Source organism: Pirellulales bacterium (genome assembly GCA_035499655.1).
Classification (GTDB): Bacteria; Planctomycetota; Planctomycetia; order Pirellulales; family JADZDJ01; genus DATJYL01.
Genome location: DATJYL010000058.1, coordinates 1 through 10,667 on the forward strand (window position 1 = coordinate 1; position 10,667 = coordinate 10,667).

15 protein-coding genes are annotated in these 10,667 nt (G+C 51.2%); 11 read left to right on the plus strand and 4 right to left on the minus strand.

The genetic code is table 11. The features are described from left to right. Positions 1 to 178 precede the first annotated feature (178 nt). Positions 179 to 409, minus strand: coding sequence for a hypothetical protein (locus VMJ32_03910; GenBank protein HTQ38146.1), 231 nt, complete (start codon positions 407 to 409; stop codon positions 179 to 181). A gap of 340 nt (positions 410 to 749) precedes the next feature. On the opposite strand from VMJ32_03910, the gene VMJ32_03915 reads away from it, so the two are divergent. From VMJ32_03915 to VMJ32_03940, 6 genes are all read left to right on the plus strand, one after another. Further along, positions 750 to 2,006 (plus strand): acyl-CoA desaturase, encoded by a 1,257-nt coding sequence (locus tag VMJ32_03915; GenBank protein ID HTQ38147.1) that lies wholly within the window; start codon positions 750 to 752, stop codon positions 2,004 to 2,006. A gap of 303 nt (positions 2,007 to 2,309) precedes the next feature. Beyond that, positions 2,310 to 2,519 (plus strand): hypothetical protein, encoded by a 210-nt coding sequence (locus VMJ32_03920; protein ID HTQ38148.1) that lies wholly within the window; start codon positions 2,310 to 2,312, stop codon positions 2,517 to 2,519. 32 nt (positions 2,520 to 2,551) lie between these two features. Further along, positions 2,552 to 2,803: a hypothetical protein gene (locus VMJ32_03925; protein ID HTQ38149.1), complete on the plus strand. Its 252-nt coding sequence runs from the start codon at positions 2,552 to 2,554 to the stop codon at positions 2,801 to 2,803. Positions 2,804 to 2,966: 163 nt separating this feature from the next. Then, positions 2,967 to 3,521, plus strand: a complete 555-nt coding sequence (locus VMJ32_03930; protein ID HTQ38150.1) for a fasciclin domain-containing protein — start codon at positions 2,967 to 2,969, stop codon at positions 3,519 to 3,521. Positions 3,522 to 4,307: 786 nt separating this feature from the next. Continuing rightward, positions 4,308 to 4,742 (plus strand): Na-translocating system protein MpsC family protein, encoded by a 435-nt coding sequence (locus VMJ32_03935; GenBank protein HTQ38151.1) that lies wholly within the window; start codon positions 4,308 to 4,310, stop codon positions 4,740 to 4,742. A gap of 3 nt (positions 4,743 to 4,745) precedes the next feature. Beyond that, on the plus strand, positions 4,746 to 5,000 hold the full coding sequence (locus VMJ32_03940; GenBank protein ID HTQ38152.1) for a carbon storage regulator: 255 nt from the start codon (positions 4,746 to 4,748) through the stop codon (positions 4,998 to 5,000). A gap of 129 nt (positions 5,001 to 5,129) precedes the next feature. On the opposite strand, the gene VMJ32_03945 is transcribed toward VMJ32_03940, so the two are convergent. Next, positions 5,130 to 5,474 carry a hypothetical protein gene (locus VMJ32_03945; protein ID HTQ38153.1) on the minus strand — a complete coding sequence of 115 codons (345 nt, stop codon included), beginning with the start codon at positions 5,472 to 5,474 and terminating at the stop codon, positions 5,130 to 5,132. A 343-nt stretch (positions 5,475 to 5,817) separates the two neighbouring features. On the opposite strand from VMJ32_03945, the gene VMJ32_03950 reads away from it, so the two are divergent. From VMJ32_03950 to VMJ32_03970, 5 genes are all read left to right on the plus strand, one after another. Continuing rightward, positions 5,818 to 5,973 carry a DUF3309 family protein gene (locus tag VMJ32_03950; protein HTQ38154.1) on the plus strand — a complete coding sequence of 52 codons (156 nt, stop codon included), beginning with the start codon at positions 5,818 to 5,820 and terminating at the stop codon, positions 5,971 to 5,973. 86 nt (positions 5,974 to 6,059) lie between these two features. Continuing rightward, positions 6,060 to 7,298, plus strand: a complete 1,239-nt coding sequence (locus tag VMJ32_03955) for a glycosyltransferase family 4 protein (protein ID HTQ38155.1) — start codon at positions 6,060 to 6,062, stop codon at positions 7,296 to 7,298. Continuing rightward, a complete protein-coding gene (locus VMJ32_03960) occupies positions 7,298 to 8,374 on the plus strand; it encodes a hypothetical protein (GenBank protein ID HTQ38156.1) in 1,077 nt (358 codons plus the stop codon). The genes VMJ32_03955 and VMJ32_03960 overlap by 1 nt, the downstream gene beginning before the upstream one ends. A gap of 50 nt (positions 8,375 to 8,424) precedes the next feature. Next, complete coding sequence (locus VMJ32_03965) at positions 8,425 to 9,429, plus strand: glycosidase (GenBank protein HTQ38157.1); 1,005 nt, start codon at positions 8,425 to 8,427, stop codon at positions 9,427 to 9,429. A gap of 131 nt (positions 9,430 to 9,560) precedes the next feature. Beyond that, positions 9,561 to 9,863, plus strand: coding sequence for a hypothetical protein (locus tag VMJ32_03970; protein ID HTQ38158.1), 303 nt, complete (start codon positions 9,561 to 9,563; stop codon positions 9,861 to 9,863). 1 nt (position 9,864) lies between these two features. Here VMJ32_03970 and VMJ32_03975 read toward each other — a convergent pair whose 3' ends face one another. Together VMJ32_03975 and VMJ32_03980 are read right to left on the minus strand one after the other, a co-directional pair. Then, on the minus strand, positions 9,865 to 10,116 hold the full coding sequence (locus VMJ32_03975; protein ID HTQ38159.1) for a hypothetical protein: 252 nt from the start codon (positions 10,114 to 10,116) through the stop codon (positions 9,865 to 9,867). A gap of 201 nt (positions 10,117 to 10,317) precedes the next feature. Then, positions 10,318 to 10,503: an ECF-type sigma factor gene (locus VMJ32_03980; GenBank protein ID HTQ38160.1), complete on the minus strand. Its 186-nt coding sequence runs from the start codon at positions 10,501 to 10,503 to the stop codon at positions 10,318 to 10,320. Positions 10,504 to 10,667: the final 164 nt, after the last annotated feature.

Below are 10,667 nucleotides of genomic sequence, written 5' to 3' on the forward strand. Positions count from 1 at the left end.
CATCGGCATCGCGCAACTTCCGCACGATCTGCTCAGGACTATGCCGCGTCCTACGTTTCGTCGTCATTGTGAAAGTCTCCTTGCCCATCGGGCTAAAGACCTTCATAACAACTGGATCAGTTTTTCAACAGCAGGCCACTTGCGGCTGCATTCGAACTCTGTTTTGAATCATCGCCATTTACCGCTCTCTATCCGTTGGTTTGCAGTACAACATGACGCAGAAGGTTGCTTGCTTGCCGGCCGACTGAGAATAAGAAAACAGGCGTGCGGTGACCTCATAAAAGCCACTTTTTGGCGCGGTGACGACTTCTCCCACATCTGGAATCGGAATGGGAGTTTCCGAAACCATTTCGGCATCCTCACCAATGCCGTCCCCGTTTACATCTAGAAATCGAACTTCATAAGCCATGCGAGACCTCCTTAAAGCCATGAAAGCGATGGGATTCAGGCTACGGCCATTATATAACGATGAGTGCCGCCGGGCATTCCCACTTTGCTGATACTGCAATGTCTGTCACATCGTTCGTCACGAAATGGCGGAGACTATCGAGATCATCAGCCTACTGCTCGACGATTGCCTTGGTGTAAATGCACCTTTGCATTTTGATCCCTGACGTCTATACTCAAGCATAGGAGTTGTCGGAAGACTAGCTGAATGGCAACCGGTGATTCCGGGGGCTTGTTAACGTGTAAGCCGACGTGATGAATGCCTTACGCATTTGTTACGGCGGTTTTTTTATTGTCCTGTAATGATCGTGCAACGTCGATCATCATGGGGTCTTGATGCATCGATCTCGAACATGGCGAAATCAATTGCAACCGACGAACATTCGCAGCGTAAGAACGCACCGGTTGTACCCGACCAATTGAAGTTCGAATCGGAAGATAATTTCTATCGTGAACTTCGCAGCCGTGTTAATGGCTACTTCCAGCACTCCGGAAGAAGTCAGCGCGATTGCGTGCGAATGTATGTTAAAACCACCCTTGTGCTCGTGTGGTTCGCGGCATCGTATGTGTTATTGGTGTTCAACGTAACGACGGGATGGGTAGCCGTGCCGGTCGCCACTTCCTTGGCGCTATCCATGGCAGCAATTGGATTTAATATCCAACATGACGGCAGCCACGGAGCGTACTCCAAACATCCGTGGATCAATAAACTGATGGCAATGACGTTGGATTTGCTTGGCGGCAGTTCGTATGGTTGGGCTTGCAAGCACAACATCGTCCATCACACTTACGCGAACATCCACGGCCACGACGATGACATCGACATCGGTATCCTCGGCCGGCTGTCGCCACACCAGAGGCGTTTCAAATTTCACCGCTGGCAGTTCATTTATCTCTGGTTTCTTTACGGTTTTGTGGCGGTCAAATGGCACTTTTACGACGATTTCCGAGATGTGATCAATGGTCGCTTTGGCGGGCGGCGGCATGCAAGGCCGAAAGGCTGGGACCTCGCGATCTTCGTTGGAGGCAAAGCATTATTCTTTTCGCTGGTTCTGGTAGTCCCTCTGATGCTCCATTCAGTGTGGGCCGTGTTGGGATATTACTTGGCGGTGTCGTTCGTCGAGGGAATTGCACTAAGCATGGTTTTCCAACTGCCACACTGTGTGGAACAAGCGGCGTTTCCGCTGCCGCAAACAAACAGCAGTCGGATGGAAACGTCCTGGGCGATGCATCAGGTTCAAACTACGGTGAATTATGCCTGCGGGAATCGACTGCTTTCTTGGTTTATTGGTGGGCTGAATTTCCAAATCGAACACCATCTGTTTCCAAGAATTTGTCATGTCAATTACCCTGCGATAGCGCCGCTTGTCGAACAAACGTGCGAGGAGTTTGGGGTATGCTACAAGACCAATAATACCTTTCGTTCGGCCATTGCATCGCATTACCGCTGGTTGCGGAAGATGGGGATGCCAGGCGCTATTCCCGAAGAGTTGGAATTGGTAAGGAAGTGTCCCGCATGCGATGCAGAATACGCGTTAATTACTGCTTTCATAAAATAATGCAAGATATACCGCTCACAATCAACTATACCCCTTGCTTTCCTACCACTGCCGTATAAGGTGTATGCAGGAGAAGTGTCCAGATGAACAGTCGGACGCTGCTCCACAGAATGGATCGTGTGTAGTTTCGGATGACTAACTAAAGAGCAATCCGCCGCCGCGGATGGCTAGTTAACAAGTAAACCGACGTAGTTGATCACCTCAGGGTGACGGGCTACGTCGGTTTTTTATTGGCTTGTGGCGGAAATCAGATGGGCGCTTTGCCCGCAACGTCATGGGCTTCGTTTTTAGGAGGAATTCCAGATGCCAGTGAAAACCAAACACGAATCGACCCAACATCATCACGTTGCCGCAGGAGAACATGAGGCGGCAGCGCACCATCACCGAGAAGCGGCGAATCATCACGAGTGTGGTGAGCACGACAAGGCGAAGCAGCACAGTGCTAGCGCTCAGGAGCACAGCCAAGAAGCGGACAAGAGTTCCAAGATGGCACACCAACACTCGCAGAAATAGTCAGTGCACAACGTGGCGGTGAAGGAGAAGTCATGCTGAGCCAGTCGATCCAGACGGAACTGCGCCGACTTCAGTTGCATCCAGTGAATCTGGACGTTGTGTCGGAGATTGATGGCAACATCGTGCTGCAAGGCAGCCTGCTGCGGAGCTGGCAAGTGCCCAGGTGCATTGACGGACAATGGTTTCTCAAGGTGCTCATGGGCTTGCCCGACTTAGCGGGTCCCAAGGTGACAATGGACGCCTTTTACGAGGCTTACTTAGCCAAAGGTGTGGGCAATGTTTAATCGCGGCACGCAAACTCGACGGTGCCGTAAGAAGAAGTGGAACTGGTAGTCGCTTCTCGGCTCATTGGCGTATTCAAGGAATTGATCGTGAAGTCGGTGACGGAAATGAGACGGGCAATTTGCCCTGAAACGTCGCCGCCTTCGTTTTTAGGAGAAAGTTCACATGTTGAAGAAAGTATCGTCTATTTTTGCACTAACCGCGGCGCTAGCCACTGCGAGCGCGTTTGCCCAAGAAAGCACAAATCGTGGTGCTGATTCAGCCAGGGCAGTCACCGCGAATAAAGTGGTTCTTGACTCAACAAAAAAGCTGGATGTGGTCGACACGGCTGCGGAAGCAGGCTCGTTCAAAACGCTGACCTCTCTACTCAAAGAAGCCGAACTCGTTGAAACTCTAAAGGGAACCGGGCCGTTCACTGTGTTTGCGCCCACGGACGAAGCCTTCGCCAAGCTGCCAAAAGGCGCGGTCGAATCGTTGCTCAATCCTCAGAATCGAGAAAAGCTGATCGCGATACTCAAATATCACGTAGTTCCCGGGACCGTGATGGCCGCCGATATCGCCAAGATGAAGATCGCCAAGACCATCAACGGTGAATCGCTCAGTATCAAGACCCAGGAAAACACTGTCATGGTGAACAATGCCAAGGTAACCAAGCCTGACATCGCATGCACTAACGGAGTGATCCATGTCATTGATACGGTGCTAATGCCGAAAGAGTAGATCCATTGAAGCATCGCAGGCCACGGTCGGCGGGATTTGCCGGCCGTGACCGGCTGCTTAATAGGAACAAATAAATTAAAGCCGGTGTGGGAACGGACAATGGAATCAGAAAATTACTTCCCTGGCCGCTAAAATGCGGTCTTCGGCCGTCTCGATCGGCGTGGGCCGGAATTACTCAGCGCTAGGCAACGTAGTGAACAATTCAAAAAAGTCTACCATGTGGCAATCATTGTTGCGACTGTTTGGCATTGTCACTGACGCCAAGGTTGCACGAAATTTTGATCCGATCTATGGACTGTCAGAATCAGCCCTCGAGCCTTGGCTGGCACGCAACCCACGAGTGCGAGAGAAATACCAAGCTCAGCTAAGAGCACGGGCCGTGGCAGGATCGAGTCGGTTTGCGGCGAATGGGGATACCTGGCGCTATGCGAGCGGAATTGACGTAAACGAGTGAAAGATTCGTTTTGGCGGCAAAACATGTTTAATCTCTCCTCCCGGGAAAATAAACTAGATATATCGCTAGCGAAACCATAATCGTGCTTGTATTCCTCTGAGCGAAGCGTATGATGTATGTGGAGAGGTGTCCAAATGAACAGTTTCGACTCTGCTCCGTTCAATAAGTCGTGTTCAATATTTCGGAAGACTAGATAAAGAGCAATCCGCCACGGCGGACAGCTAATTAACAAGTAAACCGACGTGATTGATCACCTGCGGGTGGTCGAACACGTCGGTTTTTTTATTGGCTTTCGGTAGCACACATGCGGTTAGCATCCCTGAAAGAATCTGATGGATCAATCGAAGGAATCAAAATCGACCGTGGCGCAGCAGATTGCCCAAGCGGCGATCGCTTTCCACCAAAATCGAACGGGTCATCCACCCACAACAGTAACGGTTGTATTAGGCAATGACACCTTGGTCGTGACACTGCACGGAGCGTTGTCGCCAGCTGAGAAGAATCTAGCTCAAAGCTCCGAGGGCGCGGCCCAGGTTCAAAAGTTTCATCAACAATTATTTGCCAACTCCTGTGAACCGCTGCGTCAGGAGATCAAGCGAATTTCTGGCGTCGAGGTGCGGGAAGCATCCGCAGATATTGAGACGACCACGGGTACCGTAGTGCAAGTCTTTACGACCGGAAGTATGGTACAAGTGTTCCTACTCGCCCACAGCGTACCTGCGGACAACTGGAGCGGGAATGGCGAACAGTCACAAACGGAGGTTTAGCCTATGTTAGTGCTGTCAAGGAAGAGCCAAGAATCGGTAGTTGTTGGCGGAATCAACGCTGCCGATCGCAAACTGATTGTTACGGTCCTGGGAATTCGTGGTGCAAAGGTGCAACTGGGTTTCGACGTGCCGCCCGATGTTCCTGTGCATCGACGCGAAGTGTGGGAGCGAATTCACGCTGGTGTTGAAGGAGATAACGCTCAAACCGTTCGCGACTTGCCCGCAACAAAGGGAGTGGTGATTAGCCGTCCAAAGTAATCCGCTATGCGGGTTAGTTTGCAGGAACAATTGTAACTGGCGCTGCGGTGTGACTCGCGCACCATTGATTGGCACCATGGATGTGGCTGCAAGCGCGCCGCGAGTCATCCGCAGCGTCTCTAAAAGTGTTTACTTGGAGGAAAAGTGATTCGGTGGTCCAACGCCGGTTTCTCGTAGAAACTGGCGGAACTTATCGAGAATTTTGAAATTGGAGACATATCCCATGAAGCGATTTGTTTGTACGGTCTTGATCTCAAGCTTGTTTTTTGCGTGCGCTGCTGGTTGCAGCGATAAGTCGTCTACGAAGACTGAAACAGAAATTACCACACCGGGCGGAAAGACAACTATCACCACGGAAAAGGATGTCAAACAGACTGGTGAAAATCCGCCGGCGGCGCGTCCTTGAGAAATAAGACAAGACGCTATCGGTTGTAACAAATTTTTATCGGTGGTTTTTTGAAAGGATTTAGGCATGCCTAATGCAAGTGATCGGCTTCGAAAACAGGCGAAGAAAGTATCCAAAGAGCTTCACAAAATGAACGGCGCGGTGAGAAACGCCACTCAACAGAAGCTGCGCGAAATTAGCAAGACGGGCGCAGAACGCTACGAAGACGGCCGTAGCAAAGTGCTTCGAGTGGAACACCGGCTAATGCACATGATTCAGAGACGGCCATTCAGGTCCGCATTGATCGCGACGACCGTCGGTGTCCTGCTCGGAGGCCTTTGGTTTCGTCGGTCGGCTCCATCGCGGATTCGCACAAAAGATGCCATCTGAAATGAATGTTTATGTTCGAAACTTTTCCTGAGGAGAACGGATATGTTAGTGACGATTTTAATTGTCTTATTAGTTTTGGGACTGCTGGGCACATTGCCCACTTGGAACCATAGTCGAAATTGGGGCTACGCCCCCAGCGGCGGACTGGGATTAGTGGCAGTAATATTGCTCATTCTATTGCTTCTAGGACGCATTTGAATCAGAGCATCGCCGATTAAGCCTCAGGAATTTCGCTGATCGGTCAAGTTGTCGACTTCAAGCGGAAACTACGCAGGAGGTGACGAGTGGTGCATGCAGTTCGACCGTTATTTATATCGACTTATCCGCCTGAAGAATGCGGCCTGGCAACGTTCACGCGCGATTCCGCTGACGCCGTAGACTTGGCGGCTGCGGAGCCAATTTCATCGGTGGCGGCAATTCAGAAAACGCAGCCGTTGAGTTATGACGATCCGCGCGTGGTGCATGTGATCGATAACAACCGCGATGATGCGTACAACATGGCGGCCGAAATTGCCAACGATGGCCCCTGCGATGTCGTGAGCTTGCAGCACGAGTTCGGTCTCTATCCCGGCGAATGGGGTGACCGCATCTTGAAATTTGTGCACGCTTGTCGCAAACCGATTGTCACGACTTTCCATACACTGCTGACGCAGCCCGATCCGCTGCCCAGGCATGTGATCCAAAATCTCGCATTCCACAGTCATGGCATTATCGTGATGACGAACGTCGCACGCCAGTTGCTCGCCGACGTGTACAGCGTGCCGGCAAGCACCGTCCAAGTCATCCCGCATGGTGTTCCAGGAGTGCCATTTAAGCGCGACGAACGGCAAAAAACACGATTGGGCTTCACGGGCCGACAAGTCATCTGTACGTTTGGGTTAATCAATCGTGGTAAAGGACTGGAATACATGATTCAGGCCATGCCTCAGATTGTCACGGCATGTCCGCGGGCGATGTACCTGATCGTGGGCGCCACACACCCACAAGTAAAGCGTCAGGAAGGTGAGGTGTATCGCGAAAGTTTAGTCGACATAGCGGAGAAATTAGGCGTCGGAAAGCACGTGCAGTTTATCAATCAATTTCTCAGTTTGCCTGAACTTCTCGCACACCTGCAAACCTGCGACGTATTTGTTACTCCATATCCTGGAAAAGACCAGATCGCCAGCGGCACTTTGGCCTATGCCTTGGCCGCTGGATTGGCCGTGGTCAGCACGCCCTATTTATACGCTCAAGAAGTGCTAGCCGATGGTCGAGGGCTCCTCGTTCCGTTTGGTTACAGTGCTGGCTTTGCCGAGGCGACAATCCGATTTCTAAACGACACTGCTTACCAAATTAAAACTCGGCGGACAGCTTACGAATATGCCAAGCCGATGGCATGGCCCAACGTGGGGCAACGTTATTTGGAATTATTCAACCATGTCGCGCAGATGAATGAATCCGGTCTAGCATCGCAAATTTCCCGCACTGCTCTCGTACCTAGCAATGCACGCCGCCGTTCCAAAGTCACGCAGGGAGGCAAATAATGCCGGTTCACGATTGGATTATTTTAGATCATCTGGATCGCATGACCGATTCAACGGGTCTGATCCAACATGCCATTTACAGCGTTCCTCGCCGCGAAAGCGGTTACACCACTGACGATAACGCTCGGGCTTTACGGCTCTGCGTGCGTTTGTGGAGTCACGACCCAGACAATCGCATGTTAGATCGGATTATAAATTATCTGAGTTTTTTGGAGCATGCCCGTCACCCGGTGCGCGGTTTTCATAACTTCCTAAGCTACCAACGCGATTGGCTAGATGCCGGGGGCACCGGCGATTGCCAGGGCCAAGCCATCCGCGCACTGGCCGAAGTACTTAGCAGCAATCTGCCCGATGGCTATCGTGCGTTGGCTCGTGAATTGATCGACTACGTTCTGCCCGTACTGGCCGACTTGCGTAGTTTACGCGCCCAGGCGTATGTGATTTTAGCCTGGGGACACTTGTGGGCTGCCGGCGTTAAGGACATCGAATTTTTGGAAACGGTAGCCCGGTCTGCAGCCCAGCGGCTGGTGGAATGCTACCGCCGTTCCGAGCGGCCCGATTGGCAATGGTATGAGTCCCGCCTGACCTATGCGAATGCGGTATTACCTCACGCTCTGTTTATTGCCGCGCAGCGTTGGCCCGCTGAAGATTTTGCCGATGTAGCCGAAAAATCGTTCGCATTCCTCGATCGTTCCACAACATCGGAAAATGTTTTTTGGCCGATTGGCAACAGCGATTGGTACTCACACGGCGAGCGCAAGTCGCTGTACGATCAACAGCCCGTGGAAGCGGCAATGATGGCCGATGCCGCACTGGCCGCATTCTGTCTACTGCGAGACGAAAAATATTTATCGATCTTTTGCCGAGCGCATGATTGGTTCCACGGTCGAAACAGTCTCAAACAGCAAATGATCGATGCGGAGTCGGGCGGCTGCTTCGACGGTCTGCAAGCGTCGGGACTAAATCGGAACCAAGGAGCGGAATCGACGCTGGCTCATTTGTGGACGGAGGTGCATAACATAGAAATGCAGCACGCGGTGAACGATTCATTGGAGGCCGGAATTGCACGCGTCTGATCTCAAATAGTTTGCAGAGGAAATGTTTTTCAACAGATAAGGAAATCTCAATGCTTCGAGAATCGAAAATCCCCAGCTTGTATACCGAGCTGTTCCATCGGCATCCGGACAATCCGATCCTTACCGCTCAGGATTGGCCCTATCCAGCGCATACCGCTTTCAACGCCGGTGCGTGTCAGGTGGGCAACGAAACTGTTTTATTGGTTCGCGTTGAAGATCGACGCGGTCATTCGCATCTGACAGTGGCCAGAAGCAACGATGGCATCTCGAACTGGCAAATTGATTCCAAACCAAGCTTTCTACCTGATCCCGCGAATTTTTCAGAGGAAGCTTGGGGTGTGGAAGATCCGCGACTGACATGGGTTGAAGAGCGCAAAGAATGGATTATTGCTTACACTGCATTCTCCCCCAGCGGACCATTGGTATCGTTGGCGGCAACCAAAGATTTCGTGACGTTCAATCGGCTCGGACCAGTCATGCCTCCCGAAGACAAGGACGCTGCTGTTTTTCCGCGGAAATTTAACGGCCGCTATGCGATGATTCATCGGCCGGTCTCCACTGGAAGCTCCGGGGCGCATATTTGGCTTTCGTTTTCGCCCGATCTCACGCATTGGGGCGATCATCATATCCTCTTGCACGCGCGGCGTGGTGCCTGGTGGGATGCAAACAAAATCGGTCTAAGCCCGCCACCCTTGGAAACGCCAGAAGGCTGGTTAATGTTGTATCACGGCGTTCGAAACACTGCCGGCGGATGTTTGTATCGCTTGGGGCTGGCGCTATTGGATTTGGAAGATCCGTGCCGCGTTCTTCATCGCAGTGACGAATGGATTTTTGCGCCCGAAATGCCCTACGAACGCCAAGGAGATGTGAGTGGAGTCGTGTTTCCATGCGGCTGGATTTTAGACCAGGCCAGCGGAGGCATCCGCATTTATTATGGGGGCGCCGACACCTGCATTGCGCTCGCCAAAGCACAACTTTCCGATCTGCTCAGCTATTTACGAAATTGTCCTGCACCTTCAGCAAAAAAACGACCTGGAATGACATTGTTGGAGTAAGAACATCAAACCGCGGTTACATTTCGTTGCAGCGACATGGCGCAATCTTCAAAAGTACAATCTCGGTTTGACTGCAATTATCGCACAGTTGAAATAACATCCCATGCCACCAAACTCAAAGAAGAAAAAACATGGCCGATGAAAAACAGTTGAACGCAATCCGATTTTTCTGCAAGAAGCCTTTTTCCGATAACGGATCGAAGAAGTCGCGGGGCCCGACGTACCATTGCTGGAGCGACTTGATCCAGCAGATTTCCTACTTTGACTTCGGCCATACACAAAAAGACCAGGCCCTCGTGGAAAATCTGGATCGAATAGTACGCAAAGAGTTTCCCAATGATGAGCACTGGGACCGTGCTGTTAGGTCTCAGGGTGTACACGAGAAAATCTTGTCGATCATTCGTCACAGTTTTACGAGCTTGGGGGTAGCATAGATCATCGATGAACGGCATCTGTCGCCATGTTGATCCGTCGAACAGTAAGCCCCAATCGTTTAGCAACGGACGCGATAGAATAGCCCTTGTCGACCAATTTGACGATTTTAAGGTCTAAGTTCTCTTTTTTATTTTTCGCTTTGGATTCCAGATTCGCAGTCCGCGATTGTGCTGCGCGTCTCGCATCCTTTTCTCTCGATTGTTGTCCCCGGCGTTTTTCTCTTCGGGATCGATCCGCTTCTTTGTCAGACATCACTCACTCACCCTTTTTAATGACTTGATTACCTTCGGATCTTTCCACGATTGGTATTTCGTCTGAAGCTGTATATATTGTGAGCGATAATAAAGCCAAGCCCCACGCAGCTTAGATATTTCGCGCGAACGGACATTATAGTAAGTGCTAGATTGTCAGATGACTAGATCAAAGAGGAGATTTGAAAGGCCGAAAGGCTCGTTAATGGGTAAACCGACAGCGCCATGGGCTGAAGCGTTTGCCTGACTTTTCTTGGGCGATTTTTTGTGAAGCTAATTTCCGCACCTGTTCATACACCAGCGGCAATAGTTCTGCGCTCGCATTAATATCTCCCTCGTCAATGGCGTTGAGTATTTGAGTGACCTCAGACCTGAGGTCAATGATAATGCCGCGCCAGCGTTGCCGCTACGAACGTGACCTGCTCCCCGATTCTTGGTCCAGACGGAATGCGAGGTTTTTTGTAACTTTGCATTTTGGAAAGGAGAACCTGGACCATGAAGGGAAAGCGATTTACGGAAGAGCAAATTGCATTAGCGATGCGGCAATCAGAA